General features: G+C 70.0%; 19 protein-coding genes. 13 read left to right on the top strand and 6 right to left on the bottom strand.

Annotated elements, in window-relative coordinates; translation table 11 throughout:
* The first annotated feature begins 7 nt into the window (after nucleotides 1-7).
* The 5 genes from ASD30_RS22910 to ASD30_RS22890 all read left to right on the top strand — a co-directional run bounded on the left by ASD30_RS22910 (nucleotide 8) and on the right by ASD30_RS22890 (nucleotide 4161).
* A complete protein-coding gene (locus tag ASD30_RS22910) occupies nucleotides 8-685 on the top strand; it encodes a YcnI family copper-binding membrane protein (RefSeq protein WP_056687632.1) in 678 nt (225 codons plus the stop codon).
* On the top strand, nucleotides 682-1884 hold the full coding sequence (locus ASD30_RS22905; RefSeq protein ID WP_056687630.1) for a copper resistance CopC family protein: 1203 nt from the start codon (nucleotides 682-684) through the stop codon (nucleotides 1882-1884). The genes ASD30_RS22910 and ASD30_RS22905 overlap by 4 nt, the downstream gene beginning before the upstream one ends.
* Before the next feature lie 42 nt (nucleotides 1885-1926).
* Nucleotides 1927-2709 carry an isocitrate lyase/PEP mutase family protein gene (locus ASD30_RS22900; protein WP_056687628.1) on the top strand — a complete coding sequence of 261 codons (783 nt, stop codon included), beginning with the start codon at nucleotides 1927-1929 and terminating at the stop codon, nucleotides 2707-2709.
* 70 nt (nucleotides 2710-2779) lie between these two features.
* Nucleotides 2780-3430, top strand: coding sequence for a SatD family protein (locus ASD30_RS22895; protein ID WP_235532664.1), 651 nt, complete (start codon nucleotides 2780-2782; stop codon nucleotides 3428-3430).
* Nucleotides 3427-4161, top strand: coding sequence for a hypothetical protein (locus ASD30_RS22890; RefSeq protein WP_056687624.1), 735 nt, complete (start codon nucleotides 3427-3429; stop codon nucleotides 4159-4161). Before ASD30_RS22895 ends, ASD30_RS22890 begins: the two co-directional genes overlap by 4 nt.
* Nucleotides 4162-4187: 26 nt before the next feature.
* Here the strand turns inward: ASD30_RS22890 and ASD30_RS22885 are convergent, their stop codons facing one another.
* From ASD30_RS22885 to ASD30_RS22875, 3 genes are all read right to left on the bottom strand, one after another.
* A complete protein-coding gene (locus ASD30_RS22885) occupies nucleotides 4188-4649 on the bottom strand; it encodes a DoxX family protein (protein WP_056687622.1) in 462 nt (153 codons plus the stop codon).
* A gap of 76 nt (nucleotides 4650-4725) precedes the next feature.
* The gene (locus tag ASD30_RS22880; protein ID WP_235532663.1) at nucleotides 4726-5541 is read right to left on the bottom strand and encodes a pentapeptide repeat-containing protein; all 816 of its coding nucleotides are present in this window, start codon (nucleotides 5539-5541) and stop codon (nucleotides 4726-4728) included.
* Between the two features lie 25 nt (nucleotides 5542-5566).
* Nucleotides 5567-6019 carry a MarR family winged helix-turn-helix transcriptional regulator gene (locus tag ASD30_RS22875; protein WP_056687618.1) on the bottom strand — a complete coding sequence of 151 codons (453 nt, stop codon included), beginning with the start codon at nucleotides 6017-6019 and terminating at the stop codon, nucleotides 5567-5569.
* Nucleotides 6020-6143: 124 nt separating this feature from the next.
* On the opposite strand from ASD30_RS22875, the gene ASD30_RS22870 reads away from it, so the two are divergent.
* The 8 genes from ASD30_RS22870 to ASD30_RS26975 all read left to right on the top strand — a co-directional run bounded on the left by ASD30_RS22870 (nucleotide 6144) and on the right by ASD30_RS26975 (nucleotide 13240).
* Entirely contained in the window at nucleotides 6144-7598 is a 1455-nt protein-coding gene (locus tag ASD30_RS22870; protein ID WP_056687616.1) for an MFS transporter, read from the top strand.
* Nucleotides 7599-7707: 109 nt separating this feature from the next.
* A complete protein-coding gene (locus ASD30_RS22865) occupies nucleotides 7708-8616 on the top strand; it encodes an ABC transporter ATP-binding protein (RefSeq protein ID WP_082564114.1) in 909 nt (302 codons plus the stop codon).
* On the top strand, nucleotides 8609-9499 hold the full coding sequence (locus tag ASD30_RS22860; RefSeq protein ID WP_056687612.1) for a hypothetical protein: 891 nt from the start codon (nucleotides 8609-8611) through the stop codon (nucleotides 9497-9499). Before ASD30_RS22865 ends, ASD30_RS22860 begins: the two co-directional genes overlap by 8 nt.
* 13 nt (nucleotides 9500-9512) lie before the next feature.
* Nucleotides 9513-10439 (top strand): ABC transporter ATP-binding protein, encoded by a 927-nt coding sequence (locus ASD30_RS22855; protein ID WP_056687609.1) that lies wholly within the window; start codon nucleotides 9513-9515, stop codon nucleotides 10437-10439.
* On the top strand, nucleotides 10436-11203 hold the full coding sequence (locus tag ASD30_RS22850; protein WP_056687607.1) for an ABC transporter permease subunit: 768 nt from the start codon (nucleotides 10436-10438) through the stop codon (nucleotides 11201-11203). The genes ASD30_RS22855 and ASD30_RS22850 overlap by 4 nt, the downstream gene beginning before the upstream one ends.
* Before the next feature lie 119 nt (nucleotides 11204-11322).
* Nucleotides 11323-12555 carry a homogentisate 1,2-dioxygenase gene (locus tag ASD30_RS22845; protein WP_056687606.1) on the top strand — a complete coding sequence of 411 codons (1233 nt, stop codon included), beginning with the start codon at nucleotides 11323-11325 and terminating at the stop codon, nucleotides 12553-12555.
* On the top strand, nucleotides 12555-12923 hold the full coding sequence (locus ASD30_RS22840; RefSeq protein WP_056687604.1) for a YidH family protein: 369 nt from the start codon (nucleotides 12555-12557) through the stop codon (nucleotides 12921-12923). The genes ASD30_RS22845 and ASD30_RS22840 overlap by 1 nt, the downstream gene beginning before the upstream one ends.
* Nucleotides 12920-13240, top strand: a complete 321-nt coding sequence (locus ASD30_RS26975; protein ID WP_056687602.1) for a DUF202 domain-containing protein — start codon at nucleotides 12920-12922, stop codon at nucleotides 13238-13240. The genes ASD30_RS22840 and ASD30_RS26975 overlap by 4 nt, the downstream gene beginning before the upstream one ends.
* 39 nt (nucleotides 13241-13279) lie before the next feature.
* Here the strand turns inward: ASD30_RS26975 and ASD30_RS22830 are convergent, their stop codons facing one another.
* The 3 genes from ASD30_RS22830 to ASD30_RS22820 form a co-directional block, all read right to left on the bottom strand.
* Nucleotides 13280-13933 carry a hypothetical protein gene (locus ASD30_RS22830; protein WP_056687600.1) on the bottom strand — a complete coding sequence of 218 codons (654 nt, stop codon included), beginning with the start codon at nucleotides 13931-13933 and terminating at the stop codon, nucleotides 13280-13282.
* A 220-nt stretch (nucleotides 13934-14153) separates the two neighbouring features.
* Nucleotides 14154-14582, bottom strand: a complete 429-nt coding sequence (locus tag ASD30_RS22825; protein ID WP_056687598.1) for a hypothetical protein — start codon at nucleotides 14580-14582, stop codon at nucleotides 14154-14156.
* A 407-nt stretch (nucleotides 14583-14989) separates the two neighbouring features.
* Nucleotides 14990-15610, bottom strand: coding sequence for a DUF6318 family protein (locus ASD30_RS22820; RefSeq protein ID WP_056687596.1), 621 nt, complete (start codon nucleotides 15608-15610; stop codon nucleotides 14990-14992).
* Nucleotides 15611-15820 lie beyond the last annotated feature (210 nt).

Genomic DNA, 15820 nt, shown 5'->3' with positions numbered 1-15820 from the left:
GAAGCACATGAACCTCTCACGCACGATTGCCCGACTCGCCCTGCTGCCCGCCGTGGGGGCGACCCTCCTGCTCGGGGCCGGCGCGGCCTCGGCGCACGTCAGCGTCACCGCCTCGGAGACTGCCGCCGGCGCCTACACGGTGCTCACCTTCAGCGTTCCGCACGGCTGCGACGGATCACCGACGAAGAAGGTCGCGATCCAGCTGCCCGAGGAGATCGTGGCCGCCACCCCGACCCGCCAACCGTTCTACGACGTGGAGAAGGTGATGGAGAACCTGGACGCCCCGATCAAGGACGCGCACGGCAACGAGATCACCGAGCGGGTCGGCCAGATCGTCTACACCGCCAAGACGCCACTGCCCGACGGCCAGCGCGACACCTTCGAGGTCTCGGTGCAGCTGCCCGACGCCGCAGGCGCGACCCTGGACTTCCCGACCATCCAGACCTGCGTGAAGGGCGAGACCGCCTGGACCGAGGTCCCCGCGGACGGCCAGGACGCCGAGGAGCTCGAGGCGCCGGCACCCAACGTCGTGATCACCGACGCGGAGTCGCACGCCGACTCCGGCAACGCGTCGGACCGGGAATCCGACGACGGGGTCAGCCGACTGGCCATCGCCGGACTGGTGGTCGGGCTGCTCGGCCTGCTCGCCGGTGGCACCGCCCTGTCCCGCAGCCGCAAGGCGTGAACACACGACTCGACCGGTCCACGCCCGCCGGCCGCGGTGGGCGTGGCCGGGTGGTCCGGCTACTGCTGACCGCAGCGTTCGCGCTGGCCACCGTGGCGCTCGGGGCCGGGCCGGCCTCGGCCCATGCCCAGCTGGTCGCCAGCACGCCCGGGTCCGGCGCGGTCGTGGCGCAGGCCCCCGCGAGGATCACCCTCGAGTTCAACGAGCGCGTGGTGGCGCGTGCCGCCGAGACGCACGTCTTCACCGGCACCGGCGAGGAGGTCGCGGTCGACGTGGACACGGTCGACCGCGACGTCGAGATCACTCCCACCGGTCAGCTTCCCGAAGGCACGGTGGTGGTGGCCTGGGCGGTCACCTCGGCCGACGGCCACGAGGTCAACGGCTCGCTCACCTTCGCGGTGGGCGCGCCGACCCCGGGGAGCACGGCGAACGACGCGTTCGCCGCACCGGTGACGACCGGGCTGTCGTTCGCCCACGGCCTGACCCTCGCAGCCGGTGCGCTCGCGGTGCTCGGGTTGGTCGCGCTCCTCCTGCTGGGTCGCGCCGGCCGGTGGCTCGAGGCCTGCTGGCTGGTCGCACTGGCCGCCGCGGTGCTCGTCGTACCCCTCGCTGCCGTGCGTGAGGGTGCCGGTTGGGTCGGCCTGCGTGACTGGACGCACTGGGTCGACGGCTGGCTCACCTGGCGCGGACTGCTGGTGGCCCTGGCGGTGGTGGCGGCCGCCGGTGCGGTCTCGGCGGTACGCCGCCCGAACCGGTGGCCCGCACTCGTCGCCGCACTGGTGCTGGCCCTGGCGACGCCGGCCGCGTTCGCCGTGCCGGGCCCGGCGGCGTCCGAGGCGACCGGTCAACCGGGCGGCAGTCCGGTGGCCGAGGCGTCGGCGTCGGAGCACACGCTGCGGATGACGCTGGACAGCGTGGTCACCGGCACGACCGGATTCCGGCTGGAGGTCCTCGACGAGGCCGGCACGCCGGTCACGCCGTACGCCGACCCGCGGGTGCGCGCCACGACGGACGGGCTGGACCTGGTCCTCGACCTGACACCGGACGGCCCCGGCCGGTGGAGAGGCACCGTCACCCTGCCGAAGCCGGGGGAGTGGAAGGTCGAGGTGAGCGTGCGGTTGTCGGAGTTCGAGAACCCGGTGCTGGTGTTGCCGTTCCGGATCGGCACGCCCGCGACAGGAGGTGGTGGAACCCACTGAGCCGCGAGCCAAGCTTGGGTGCGTCGGAGTAGCGTCGGCGCCATGGCTGACCAAACCACAATTGACCGGGGCGCCGAGCTGCTGCGCCTCCACCAGGACACCAAGCTGCTCACCGTCGTGAACGTCTGGGACGTGATCAGTGCGAAGGCCGTCGCCGGCGTGGAGGGCACCACCGCGCTCGCCACCGCGAGCCACTCGATCGCGGCCTCCCGCGGCTACGAGGACGGCGAGAACATTCCCGTCGACGAGATGGTCGAGGAGTGCCGCCGCATCGTCGCGGCGACGTCCTTGCCGGTCTCGGCCGACCTCGAGGGTGGGTACGGCGACCCGGCGGAGACGGTCCGCAAGGCGATCGGTGTCGGTGTCGTGGGCGCCAACATCGAGGACCAGATGCGACCGCTCGCGGAGGCCGTGGCCAACGTCGAGGCGATCATGAAGGTGGCCTCCGACGAGGGTGTCGACTTCGTGCTCAATGCCCGCACCGACGCGTTCGTCAAGGCCGGTGACCGCGACAAGGGTGAGGTGCTGGCCGACGCGATCGAACGGGGCCGCGCCTACCTCGACGCCGGTGCGCCGGTGGTGTTCGTGCCCGGCAAGCTCGACGAGGAGCAGGTCTCGGCACTGGTCGACGCGTTCGGCCCGCAGCGCCTCACCCTGATCGGCATCCCGGGCGGTCCGGCGCTGGCGCGACTCGAGCAGCTGGGCGTGGCCCGGGTGTCCTACGGCCCGATGTCGCAGCGGGTGGCGTTGACGGCTCTCCAGGAGCTGGTCGAGGCGGTCCACGCCGGAGGCGGCGTACCGCCGACGATGCGCACCCTCAACTGAGTCCCGGGCGCCCCACCTCGACAGTGAAGCAATATGCTGCATTCCATGAAAAAGAAGGTATCTTCTTCATATGGCCGGAATGAAGCAGGACGCCACCGTCACGCTGATCGGGGACGTGGTCGGTTCGCGGGTCCCCGACGACCGGGCGGTCGTGCACGCCCGGCTCGAGGAGGCCCTGGCCGACGTCAACACGGAACTGTCGCCCGCCGTGCCGCTGTGGATCACGGCCGGCGACGAGTACCAGGCGACCTTCGCCCGCCTGGGTGACGCGCTCGCCGCCACGCTGCGGCTGCGCCTGGCCCTGCTGCCCGACCTCGACGTGCGCCACGGACTCGGCTGGGGTGCGGTCACGGTGCTCGGCACGTCCCCGCGGATCGAGGACGGCCCGGGCTGGTGGGCGGCACGCAAGGCGATCGTGCGGGTGTCGACCGACGCGGGCCGGGCCTCGCTGGGTCGCGTGCGTACGGCGTTCGAGGTGGCCGACGACGCCGCCCGTCCTGACGCGGCGGCGATCAACGCAGCCCTGCTGGGGCGCGACGGCCTGGTCGGTGCGATGTCGGCCAGGTCGTTGTCGGTGCTGCGTGGTCTGCTGTCCGGACAGACCCAACGAGAGGTCGCCGAGACGGAGGGCGTCTCCGCCTCGGCAGTCTCCCAGCGGGTGCGCCACGACGGCATCGCACTGGTGGTGGCCATCGACGAACAGTTGAGAGGAATCGAGTGAGCTGGTTGGGACTGCTGCTCATCGGAGTGGCGCTCACGGACCTGTCCTTCTCGATCCGCCCGCGGGCCTGGCTGCCCGAAGGCCTCGGCGCCCTCGCGGTGGTCGTCCTCGGACTCGTCGCCGGGCTCACCTCAGCACTCGACCTGGTCGCGCTGGTGGTCATCGCGGGAGTCGTGCTGGCCTGGGGCCGCACGGTCACCCTCGGCTTCGGTCGCGGCCGACCAGCGGTGCCGCTGCTCGTGCTCGGTGGTGCGCTGGCCGCCGCGATCCTCTTCTCCGGCCTGGCCGGTGAGGCCGGCGGGCTGCTGCAGCGCTGGCTGGACGACGTACGCCTGCCGTTGCTGGCCGGCATGGACGCCGACCGGGCGCTGCTGCTGCTCGGCGCCCTGGGCGTGCAGCTGAGCACCGGCAACGTGCTGGTCCGCCTCGTCCTCGCGGTGACCGGCACCCTGAACCCGGCCAAGCACGGCACCGCGTCCGACCCGGAGGTGCAGCTCAAGGGTGGCCGCCTGCTCGGCCCGATGGAGAGGGTGTTCATCCTCTCCCTCGGTCTGGCCGGGCAGGTCACCGCGGCCAGCATCGTGGTGGCCGCGAAGGGGCTGCTGCGCTTCCCCGAGCTCTCCTCCCGCAAGGACCAGGTGCGCATCCACCAGCTCACCGAGTACTTCCTGGTCGGCAGCTTCGCGAGCTGGCTGGTGGCGCTGGCCGCTCTGGTGCTGCTGGCCCGGTGACCCGCCGACGGTGCACCGGTGACGGCTCAGCTCGCGCGCAGCTCCGGCTGGCGGTCGACCGGCCGTCGACGCGTGAGCAGGCCGTCGACCGACAGGCGTCCGGCTCCCATTCCGGCCAGCAGGAGCCCCAGCACGCCGAGCACCAGCACCAGCTCGTAGCCGCCCTCGGCCGCGAAGAAGGCGTCCCGGTGCACGAACCACCAGGCGCCGGCCATGTGAAGCGCCCACAGCGCGCCGATCACCGGGGTGAGTGCCCCCAGGGCAATCAGGACACCGCCGCCGATCTCGAGGGCGATGGCGAAGGCTGCCGCCGCACTCGCGAAGGGAATCCCCATCGCCGCGAAGCCGTCGGCCGTGCCGGCGAGCCCTTGCTGGTCGAGCTTCTGCCAGCCGTGCGCGACCATCACCGTCCCCAGGACGAATCTCACGAGCAGCAGGACGGCGTCCTGGCCGGGAGTGGTGGAACGGGTCCCGAGTGGGAACTTCATGCGGTCTACCTCCGAGGTGATTGACAATTGAACGATCACCGTACGGAGCCGAATTGAGAGGTTCCTGAGAGCCCGGTCAGGACCAGTGCGACGGTCGGGTGAGCGCTTCGCTGAATCGCGTGGCGGCGTCGCCGCGTGCGGCGTTGACCTGCATCTGCGTGAGGAACAGGGCGTCTCTCAGGTCGGCACCGGCCACGTCGGTGCCACGCAGGTCGGCGCCGAGCAGGTCGGCTCCACGTAGGTCGGACCCGCGCAGGTCGGCTCCGATCATCAGCTTGCCGCGCAGGTCTGTGGCCCGGAGGTCGAGGCCGGCCAGGTCCTGACCGGCCAGGTCGTCCCGACGCACCCGGGCGTGGTCGGCACCCCGGGCATGCTGCCCGCGGGCCGAGTCGCTGGCCTCCCGGAGCAGGGGAGCGACCTCGAGCCGGTGCGCGTCGACGTCCACCCCGAGGACGTCGTACGGCGTGCCGTGGGTGAGCGCCTCGGTGGTCGCCACCATCGCGGTCAGTCGTGCGCGCAGGTCGGTGGTGGCGGTGTCGTCGGACAGTGCGCCGAGCGCATCGCCCAGGTAGAACAACATCTCGTGCAGCCGGCGCATGCTGCCGAACACCTCGAACATGTCGCGGGACTGCTCGGGGTGGGACCGCCAGGTCTGCCCGTCGTACAGGCGCTGGGTGACGGCCTGGCCCGCGCCGAAGCAGTCGTACGTCGTGCAGCCGACCATGCCCAGCGGCCGCAACCGGTCATGGACCGAGCAGCCGAAGCCGGAGTCGAGGTTACGGCAGGGCTCGCCGCCCTCCTTGCTGAAAGCGAAGTCCGCCGAGCGGGTGAATGGCAGGGCCACGCAGCACAGCCCCGCGCAGCTGCCGCAGTCCGCGACGAGTTCGACCATGCGGACCATTCAACAGGGGGAGTGATCAGCGGCGCGGCCAGGGCCGACCGTCGCGCGCCTCGATCTCCCCGTTGAAGCGGCGCAGCAGGTCGGCCAACGTGGCGACGTCCTCCTCCGGCCAGTCCTCGAGCACCCGGCGCAGGCCGCGGATGTTGGCGCGCCGGTCGGCGAGGAGCTGGTCGCGCCCCGCCTTGGTGACCAGGAACTTGCGGGCCAGGCCGCCGTCGGGGTCGGGGATCCGCTCGACGAGGCCGTTGCGCATCATCGCGGCGGTCTGCCGGTTCAGGGTGGAGGCGTCGAGGCTGAACGCCTCGGTGAGCTGGCCGATCGACATCGGTCCCTGGGCGTGCAGCCGGGTCAGCAACGTGTAGGCGCTGCGGTCGAGCCGCTTGCGGCCGGTCTCGTCGTGACGCACGGGGGAGAGGTACCTGCCGAGCAGCAGTGCCTCGCGCTCGATGTCCTTGAGCCGATCGCCCACGTGTCCTCCTTGGCGGAACTGATCCTCCGAGACGTCCGGTCCACCCAAGGGGCAGTGGAGCCTCCGTCGAAAGTGTAACGCACACAACATGTGCATCATGCACATCGTGTGTAGGATACAAGTCATGTCCACGACCCTTGCTGCCGACGAGCAGACCTCCACACCACCGGTCCACTCCGGCGCCATCGTCTTCGTGCTGTCGGTGGCTGGCATCACCGCCGCCCTCATGCAGACCCTCGTCGTGCCACTGATCGGTGACCTGCCCAGGTTGCTGGACACGTCGGCTTCCAACGCGTCCTGGGTGATCACCGCGACGCTGCTGACCGCGTCCGTGCTGACGCCGGTCAGCGGCCGACTGGGCGACCTCTTCGGCAAGCGGCGGATGATGCTGCTCTGCTCCTTCGCCCTGATCGTCGGTTCGGTCGTGTGTGCGCTCGCCTCCTCGGTGGCGCCGATGATCATCGGCCGCTGCCTGCAAGGGGCCGGCATGGGACTGATCCCGCTCGGCATCAGCGCGATGCGCGACGTCCTGCCGCCCGAGCGCCTCGGCACCGCGATCGCCCTGATGAGCGCCTCCCTCGGTGTCGGCGGCGCCCTCGGCCTGCCGATCGCCGCCGGCGTCGCGGAGCACACCAGCTGGCGGGTCCTCTTCTGGGGTTCGGCCGCCCTCGCCGCGCTGATCTCGGTGCTGATCGTCACGCTCGTGCCGCACACCCCGATCACCGCGATCGGTGCCCGCTTCGACTACGTCGGCGCCGTCGGGCTCGGCATCGGCCTGGTCTGCCTGCTGCTCGGCGTCTCCAAGGGCGCCGACTGGGGCTGGGGCAGCGGCCTCACCGTCGGCCTGCTCGTGGTCTCGGTGGTGGCCTTCCTGGCCTGGGGCTGGTTCGAGCTGCGCACCACCGACCCGCTGGTCGACCTCCGGGTCACCGCGCGCCCGGTCGTGCTGCTCACCAACGCGGCGTCGCTGGTCATCGGCTTCGCGATGTACTCGCAGATGCTGATCCTGCCGCAGCTGCTGCAGATTCCGACCGAGACCGGCTACGGCCTCGGCCAGTCGATGTTCGAGATGGGCCTCTGGATGATGCCCGGCGGACTGGTGATGATGCTGGTCTCGCCGATGGGCGCCAAGCTCTCCCATCTGCGCGGTCCGAAGGTGACTCTCGCGCTGGGTGCGTTCATCGTCTCGGTCGGCTACTTCTCCGCCGTACTCCTGATGGGGTCGACGTGGGGCGTGATGGTCGCGGTCTGCATCTGCAGCACCGGCGTCGGCCTGGCGTACGGCGCGATGCCCGCCCTGATCATGGGCTCGGTCCCGTTGTCGGAGACGGGCTCGGCGAACAGCTTCAACACGCTGATGCGCTCGGTCGGTACGTCGGTGAGCGCGGCCGTCGTCGGCGTCGTGCTCGCCCAGATGAGCACGGACTTCGGACCCGTGTCGCTGCCCACCGAGAACGGCCTCCGGGTTGGGTTGCTGATGGGTGCCGGTGTGGCGCTCGTGGCCGCGCTGATCGCCCTGTCCATCCCCACTGGCGCCAGCCGCCGGGCTGAGGAGAGCATCGAGCACGCCGCGGCCTGACCGAGCTGGTGTCGAACGGCGAGAGTTCCCCAGAACTGGCGAGGCCTGATTTCCTCCGGCCCCTAAGGTGTAAGGGGCGGCGCGAGCCGGGACCGGAGGGGGCATCGTGATGCTGATCCAGACCCACGACCTGACCATGCAGTTCGGACAGGTCACGGCGGTCAGCGCCCTGAGCATCGACGTGTCGACCGGCGTGACCGGGCTGGTCGGGGCCAACGGTGCCGGAAAGTCCACGCTGCTCAAGATCCTGCTCGGACTGCTGCCAGCGACCAAGGGTTCGGCGCACGTGCTCGGTCTCGACGTGACGACGGACGGGCCCGCGATCCGCGAGCTGGTCGGCTACATGCCCGAGCACGACTGCCTGCCACCCGACGTGTCGGCCACGGAGTTCGTCGTGCACATGGGCCGCATGTCGGGCCTGCCCACCACGGCAGCGCGTGAGAGGGCTGCCGACATCCTGCGCCACGTCGGGCTCTACGAGGAGCGCTACCGGCCGATGGGCGGCTACTCCACCGGCATGCGGCAGCGGGTCAAGCTCGCACAGGCACTGGTGCACGACCCGAGTCTGGTGTTGCTCGACGAACCGACCAACGGCCTCGACCCGGCCGGACGCGACGACATGCTCGCGCTGATCCAGCGCATCGGCACCGAGTTCGGCATCTCCGTGATCGTCACCTCCCACCTGCTCGGTGAGCTCGAACGGGTCTGTGACGGGCTGGTCGTGATCGACGGCGGCCGCCTGCTGCGGCACTCGACCACCGCGTCGGTCACCGCCCAGACACCGATGGTGACCGTCGAGGTCGACGGCGAGCCGACCGCCCTGCAGGCCCGGCTGGCCGACGCGGGAGTGGCCGCCCGGGTCGACGGGAAGCTGCTCACCGTGGACGTCGGCGACGACACCGCCTACGACCTGGTGCGCGACGTCGTGGCCGAGCTCGACCTGGGCCTGGTCCGGCTCGAGCGCCAGCGCCATCACATGACCGAGATCTTTTCGAGCCCCGGCCCGCGCGATGACTGACCAGCAGAGGGGCCCGGCCGGCGCGATCCACGACATCGGCTACCGGCACTACGACGGCCCGCGGCTCGGCCCGGCGTACATCCGTCGCGCGCTCTTCCTCGAGACCCTGCGCGGCGCCTTCGGCCTGGGCCGGTCCGCGCGCTCGAAGGTGATGCCGCTGCTGCTGCTTGCCGTGATGGTGCTGCCGGCGCTGGTGGTCACGGTGGTGACCAGCTACATCGGCTTCGACACCCTGCCGCTCGGCTACACCGAGTACGTCGTCACGCTGCAGGTCGTCGTCACGGTGTTCCTCGGCGCCCAGTCGCCGGTGGTGATGTCGCGCGACCTGCGGTTCCGGGTGGCGCCGCTCTACTTCTCGCGCCCGCTGAGCCGCAGCCAGTACGTCCAGGCGAAGTACGCCGGCATGGTCGCCGCGCTGGTCGTGCTGATGGGCCTGCCCCTCACGTTGCTGCTGGCCGGTGCGTTGCTCTCCAAGCTGCCCCTCGACGAGCAGCTGCCCGACTACCTGCGGGCGATGGCCGGCGTGCTGGTCTTCGCGTTCGTGCTGGCCGGCATCGGCCTCGTGATCGCCGCGCTGACGCCACGACGCGGGGTCGGGGTCGCCGCGGTGGTCGGCGTACTCCTGGTCCTGTCCGGCATCCAGGCCACCGTCCGTGCCCTGGCGGGCGAGCTGGGCAACGACACGTTCACCGGGTACGCCGGGCTGCTGTCGCCGTACCCGCTGGTCGACGGCGTGACCGCGGGCGTCTTCGGTGCGGACTCGTCGTTCGGGGAGGGCCCGCCCGGCGCTCTCGGTGCGCTGGTCTTCACCGCGGTCGCCGTGCTCTTGGTCGTGGTCTGCTACGTCGTGCTGCTGGCCCGCTACCGGAAGGCCCTGTCATGAGAGGGGTTGGGTCGTGAGTGTCGTCGAGCTCGACAAGGTCTCCCGCTGGTTCGGCAACGTGGTCGCGGTCAACGACGTCACGATGCGGCTCGACACCGGCGTGACCGGACTGCTGGGCCCCAACGGGGCAGGCAAGTCGACGCTGATCAACATGATGGCCGGCTTCCTGGCGCCCTCGGCCGGCACGGTCACCCTCGACGGGCGCCCGCTCTACCGTGACCCGGAGATCTACCGCGAGGTCGGCCTCGTGCCCGAGCGCGAGGAGATGTACGACGCGGTGAGCGGCTGGAACTTCGTGCTGGCCAACGCCAAGCTGCACCAGCTGCCCGACCCCGAGTCCGCCGCGCGGCAGGCGATCGCGACCGTGGAGATGGCCGACGCACAGGACCGTGACATCCGCACCTACTCCAAGGGCATGAAGCAGCGGATCAAGATGGCGACCGCGATCGTGCACGAGCCCACGGTGCTGCTGCTCGACGAGCCGTTCAACGGCATGGACCCGCGCCAGCGCATGCACCTGATGGAGCTGCTGCACGAGCTGGGCGACCAGGGCCGCACCATCCTCTTCAGCTCGCACATCCTCGAGGAGGTCGAGCAGATCGCGGCCCGGATCGAGGTGATGGTGTCGGGGAGGCATGCCGCGTCGGGTGACTTCCGTGAGATCAGGCGGCTGATGACCCAGCGGCCGCATCAATACACGATCCGCTCCAGCGACGACCGCGCCCTGGCGTCGGCGATGATCGCCGAACCGTGCACGTCGGGGGTCGAGCTGTCCGTCGACCCGCACGGCGTCAGCGCCGTACAGGTGCAGGCCACCGACTACTCGGCCTTCGTGCACGCGCTGCCGCGGCTCGCCTCTCGCCACGGCATCCGGCTGCTCGAGGTGCACCCGGCCGACGAGTCCCTGGAGAGCGTCTTCTCCTACCTGGTGTCGCGATGAGCGGGCTCGCGTTCAACGGCACCGTCGCCTCCCTGACCCGGCGAAGCCTGCTCGGCCGCAAGCGGACCCTCGTGCTCGCCCTGCTGCCGCTGGCGCTCCTGGCGCTGTGCATCTTCGCGCGTGTGCTGGGCGGGATCGACTCCGGCATCGAGCGTGAGCTCTCCGGACGCCTGGCGCCGGACCTGCTGGCCGCGTTCGGGATCGCCATCCTGATGCCGCTGCTCGGCCTGATCGCCGGCACCGGCGCGATCGGTCCCGAGATCGACGAGGGCTCGATCGTCTACCTCCTGGCCAAGCCGCTGAACCGCTACTCGATCATCGTGACCAAGCTGGTCGTGGCCGTCGGGGTGGTGGTCGGCTTCGGCGTGCTGCCGGTGGCGGTGGCCGGGGTCGTCCTGACCGGTGAGGTCGGCGCGGTCACAGTGGCCTTCACCGTGGGCGCGCTCGCCGCGGGTGTGGCCTATGCGGCGGTGTTCCTGCTGCTCGCGGTGGCCAGCCGGAACGCGGTCGTGCTCGGCCTCATCTACGCCTTGATCTGGGAGTCACTGGTCGGTGGGTTGGTGCCCGGCGCGCAGGCGCTGAGCATCCAGCAGTGGTCCCTCGCGGTGGTGGAGCGCCTTCTCGGCGACGACGCGTCCCGGCTGGGCGTCGACGCTGCCGTCGGCCTCGGCACCGGCCTGACCCTGCTCGTGGTCGTCACCGTCGCCGCGACGGTGTACGCCGGGCGTCGGCTGCAGACCCTGCGGCTCAACGACGAGACCTGAGGGTCTGCGACGACGTTTTCCCGACAGCGCCGTGCGCCAGCGTTGACAGGTCGCAGCGTGCCGGAGGAAGATTCATATTCGGACGCAAACGTCCGAATATCGACCATTCGGAGTTCAGCATGGCCTACTACCGGAGCCTCGGCGAGATCCCCTCGAAGCGGCACACCCAGCATCGTGACGCTGCCGGGAACCTCTTCTACGAGGAGCTGATGGGGGAGGAAGGCTTCAGCTCCGACTCGTCGTTGCTCTACCACCGCGGTGTGCCGTCGGCGCTCGTCGACTCCCAGATCTGGGAGCTGCCCGACCTCTCCACCACTCCGAACCACCCGCTCAAGGCGCGGCACCTGCGCCTGCACACGCTGTTCGTGGCCGGTGAGAACGGCGACGCGGTGACCGGGCGACGCCTGGTGCTGGGCAACAGTGACGTCCGCATCTCCTACGTGGTCACCGGGGAGGATGCGTCGCCGTACTACCGCAACGCGATCGGCGACGAATGCGTCTACGTCGAGTCGGGCGGGGGCGTCGTCGAGACCGTCTTCGGGAGCCTGCGCTACCGATCGGGTGACTACGTCGTCATCCCGCGGGCGACCACGCACCGGTGGGTGCCCAACCAGAGCAGCCGGCTCTACGCGATCGAGGCGAACAGCCACATCCACCCGCCCAAGCGCTACCTGTCCCGGTTCGGCCAGCTGCTCGAGCACGCGCCGTACTGCGAGCGCGACCTGCACGGCCCGACCTCCCTCACCGAGCTCGTGGGGGCACATCGCGACGAGGTGGAGGTCGACGTGCTCGTGAAACATCGCGTCAGTGGACGGGTCGTCGGTACCCGCATGCGCTACGCGACGCACCCGTTCGACGTGGTCGGCTGGGATGGCTGCCTCTATCCCTACACGTTCAACATCGACGACTTCATGCCGATCACCGGCAAGATCCACCAGCCGCCGCCGGTGCACCAGGTCTTCGAGGGGCACAACTTCGTGATCTGCAACTTCCTGCCGCGCAAGGTCGACTACCACGAGCTGTCCGTGCCGGTGCCGTACTACCATTCCAACGTGGATTCCGACGAGGTCATGTTCTACGTCGGCGGTGACTACGAGGCCCGCAAGGGCTCCGGCATCAACCTGGGCTCGATCTCGCTGCACCCGGGCGGCTACGCCCACGGTCCGCAGCCCTCGGCGATCGAGGCCTCCCTCGGTGCGGAGTTCTTCGACGAGTCCGCGGTCATGGTCGACACCTTCGCCCCGCTCGAGCTCGGTGAGGGTGGGGTCGCCGTCGAGGACGACGCCTACGCCTGGACCTGGGCACAGCGCGGGCCCGATGCCGACGGCTCGGCGATCTTCAGCAACTCCTGATGGCCCGCTTCCCCTCCCGCGTCTTCGGTGTCGGCGACGAGCCGGACCCGCGGTTCACCCTGGCCAACGAACGCACGTTCCTCGCATGGATCCGGACGGCGCTCGCGCTGCTGGCCGGCGCTGGTGCGATCAACGCGATCGACCTCGACTGGCCGCAGTGGCTCTCCGGAATGGCCGCGGCGATCCTCGCTCTCACCGGGCTGGCCTGCGTGCTCTTCGCCTGGCTGGGCTGGGCCAACGTCGAACGCGCCCTGCGGCTGCGCGCCCCGTTGCCGGGCGGTCGGGCCCACCTCGTGCTGATGCTCGGGGTCGGCATCGTCGCCGTGCTGGTCGGGGTGGGCTCGGTGTTCGCGGAGCTCACCCGGTGAGTCGCGACTCCGGCCTCCAGCAGGAGCGCACCCAGCTCGCCTGGTCACGCACCGGCCTCAGCGTCGCCGTGGCTGGCATCTTCGTCACCGTCCATGCGTCGTACGACGGCCTGTGGTCGGGCGCAACGGTGGCGTTGGCCGGTGGGCTGGTCGTCGGCTTCGCTGTCGTGCGCGAATGGCGGCACACCTCGGCCGTGGCGCATGCGGACGAGCCGGCGTACGACCGGATGATCGCGCACGGCGGGCTCCTCGCCGTGCTGGCCGCGGTCACGGCCGCGCTGCTGGTCGTCGAGCTGCTGATCGCGCTGCCGGGCTGACGGGTCGTGCGGGTCGCACCCGGGCCTGGTCGTCTCGAATCAGGACTCGCTGACCTGGCGGGCCAGGTTCCTTGTCGTCGTACGGCGCTCGCCGTCGGACAGTCCGGACACAGCCTTGCCCGCGACCATCAGCGCGGCGTCGCCGGTGCCGGTGACATCCATGCGGAGCACCGTGACGTCCTCGCCCGCCAGCTCGACCTCGCCGACGGACGGGCCCGACTCGGCGTAGTCCATGAGGGCTTCCTCGTCCAGCTCGGCGGCCCGGCCGAGACCTGGGAGCATCACGTTGAACGCTGCCTGTTCGCCGGCCTTCGTGGCGATCAGCGTCACCACGAGGTCCTCGTCGCCCACGGTGAACGCGCACTCGATGAAGACTCCGGCCGCGGCGTCGAGCGGGCTCAGCCCGTCCTCGAGCTGCGCCGCCATCGGGTCCTCAGCGGGCTCCTCGGTGCTCGAGTGGTTGACGTCGACCCTCGTCGTGGTGATCTCGCCCTCGGCGCCCGCACCGTCGAGCGCCTCGGACAGGTTGAGGTCGAGAGGACAGGTCTTCGCACTGTCGCCCGCTGTCTCGGCGATCCGGCGGATGTCAGCGACCGCGATGCTCGGCTGGTCTCCGGCGGCCTCGGAGTCGCAGGCGACCAGGCCGGCGAGTGCGATCGGTAGCAGCGCGATCAGCGTTGCGGGGCGTCTCATGTGCCCAAGCATGGCCTGTGGGGTCTGGTTCAAACAGTCGGCTCGTCCGGGCGCCGCCGCGATGCTCATTTGAACAGGCAGTTCGTCGTACGCCGGCTCTCCTTGAGCGTGGCGTGCCCCTTCCGCCCGCGAACTGCATGTCCAAGTGAACAGGTCGTCCGGTCGAGCCACGATGCCGCGCACGGTCAGCGGTCCGGTGCGACGTGCTCCGCGGGTGCAGTCAGTTGTCGACGAGGGTGGGGCGGCCTTCGACGATGCGCAGGTCGACGCCGTTGCCGGGCATGGTCACGGTGCCGGTGACGGTCAGCCAGGGCCCGCGGTCGACGCGGTAGCGGGCCGAGTAGTCGACGTCCACGCTGGGCTGCACGGTGACGTGGGCGTCGACGTACTGGTGGGAGATGTAGGAATCCATCGGGATGCTGGGTTGGTACTTCAGGCCGGGGGAAGTGCTGGTCTGGGTGGTGCCGTCGCCGTGGTGCCAGGTGAAGGAGGACGGCGTGATCACGAGCTCGACGCGGCGGCCGAGGAGTCCGATGGTGCGGTGGATCGGCTCGGCCTCGGTGCGGAACAGGGTGTCGAAGTTGACCAGCGTCCTGCCGCCCGGCGGCTGCACGATCATCCTGGGCTTGGGCAGCTGGATCCGCTTCATCGCCCGCAGGATGAGTGTCTGGGTGATCGGCTCTGTGACCGTCCCATCGCCAAGGCACTTCAACCCGATCTCTTGTTCAGTTCCGCCCGATGGCGTGTAGAACTCCCGCACGACGGTTCCGTCTTCGCCACATTGTGAGGCCGTCTCGCAAACACCGCCAGTCTGAGCCGGCCCGCACAGCGGCTCATATCGGTACGTGCCAGTTGGGCAGTTGGAGGAAACCGGTGCGAGAGTTTCGGCTTTGGTGCCCAACGCGGTGAACCCGGAGCCGGAGGCCTTCGCATCAGTGTGCTGAGACACCGATCGTGTCCCCGCATTGGTGCAGTCCTGAGCGAAACCGATGCCATCGGTCTGGAGAACGACGGCGACGGAGAGCATTCCGAGAAGCATGAGACCGATCATGAATTTCATGATTCGGCCTCGACTTCCCACAAGTCGATCTTGAAACTCCCGTCACTTCCGCCGCTCACGATGAACGCGATTTGTTCGGTTCGGCTCGGGACCTTGTCCAGCTTGGCGCCTGAGGCTTGTCGACTGCGCTGGCGGGAACTGTGCAGCCCGATCTCAACGCGATAGGCGGCAGGTTCGCTAGTTCCGATCCGGGCAACGTGCAGGCTGCGCAGTGTGTGCTGCCCCCCGCGGATGAAGCCACCGTTCTCGTGGATGGTCCTCAGCGCTGTTACGCCGTCGTTGCACGGCCCGCAGTTGGGTCGAGCGAGTGTCTCGAGCTTCTTGACGTCACCGGTGAGCTGGGCGTAGTCGACGAGCTGCCAGTAGTAGCGGACCAGCAACTCGGCGCCGCGCTTGCTGTCCTCGCCCATTCCGTCTGGCTCGGGAGGCTCGGTGGGCTCGGCATCGGCCGTCGTACTCGTGGTGGGGGAAGGCGTCGTCGTGTCGCTCGGCGTCGACGTGGGGTCCGCGTTGGAGTCGGGGTCGTCGTCCGAGCAACTTGCGGCGAACAGGACCAGCGCAAGCGCCAGGACCAGCGCGAGCACCCGCCGAGCAGAAGAAGCGAGCGAAACGGTCATGTGGCGTCCTTCCCGAGAGAACCACCGGCAGCCTATGCACTGCTGTCGCTCTCCGGAAGCCCATGGCCGCGGCCTGTGGAGAACCCGCCGAGGCGAGCGTGCCCCGTCCCGCAGAGCCGCGGCGTCCCGTCCGACAGGTAAGTGGACGCGGACGATGCGGTGACGAGCGTGACCGGTGGGCGTGGAGCTGCTGGTTGCCTGTCGCACGGG

The sequence above is a fragment of the Nocardioides sp. Root140 genome (assembly GCF_001426745.1).
GTDB lineage: Bacteria > Actinomycetota > Actinomycetes > Propionibacteriales > Nocardioidaceae > Nocardioides.
Note: the sequence above shows the minus strand (reverse complement) of the source record. Positions and strands in the feature narration are given on the sequence as shown.

Bases quoted from the DNA above. Each gene is read 5' to 3' on its own strand.
- ASD30_RS22910 (WP_056687632.1), top strand. From the start codon at position 8: ATGAACCTCTCACGCACGATTGCCCGACTCGCCCTGCTGCCCGCCGTG.
- ASD30_RS22900 (WP_056687628.1), top strand. From the start codon at position 1,927: ATGGCTGACCAAACCACAATTGACCGGGGCGCCGAGCTGCTGCGCCTC.
- ASD30_RS22895 (WP_235532664.1), top strand. From the start codon at position 2,780: ATGGCCGGAATGAAGCAGGACGCCACCGTCACGCTGATCGGGGACGTG.
- ASD30_RS22885 (WP_056687622.1), bottom strand. From the start codon at position 4,649: ATGAAGTTCCCACTCGGGACCCGTTCCACCACTCCCGGCCAGGACGCC.
- ASD30_RS22880 (WP_235532663.1), bottom strand. From the start codon at position 5,541: ATGGTCGAACTCGTCGCGGACTGCGGCAGCTGCGCGGGGCTGTGCTGC.
- ASD30_RS22870 (WP_056687616.1), top strand. From the start codon at position 6,144: ATGTCCACGACCCTTGCTGCCGACGAGCAGACCTCCACACCACCGGTC.
- ASD30_RS22865 (WP_082564114.1), top strand. From the start codon at position 7,708: ATGCTGATCCAGACCCACGACCTGACCATGCAGTTCGGACAGGTCACG.
- ASD30_RS22860 (WP_056687612.1), top strand. From the start codon at position 8,609: ATGACTGACCAGCAGAGGGGCCCGGCCGGCGCGATCCACGACATCGGC.
- ASD30_RS22850 (WP_056687607.1), top strand. From the start codon at position 10,436: ATGAGCGGGCTCGCGTTCAACGGCACCGTCGCCTCCCTGACCCGGCGA.
- ASD30_RS22845 (WP_056687606.1), top strand. From the start codon at position 11,323: ATGGCCTACTACCGGAGCCTCGGCGAGATCCCCTCGAAGCGGCACACC.
- ASD30_RS22840 (WP_056687604.1), top strand. From the start codon at position 12,555: ATGGCCCGCTTCCCCTCCCGCGTCTTCGGTGTCGGCGACGAGCCGGAC.
- ASD30_RS22830 (WP_056687600.1), bottom strand. From the start codon at position 13,933: ATGAGACGCCCCGCAACGCTGATCGCGCTGCTACCGATCGCACTCGCC.
- ASD30_RS22825 (WP_056687598.1), bottom strand. From the start codon at position 14,582: ATGAAGCGGATCCAGCTGCCCAAGCCCAGGATGATCGTGCAGCCGCCG.
- ASD30_RS22820 (WP_056687596.1), bottom strand. From the start codon at position 15,610: ATGACCGTTTCGCTCGCTTCTTCTGCTCGGCGGGTGCTCGCGCTGGTC.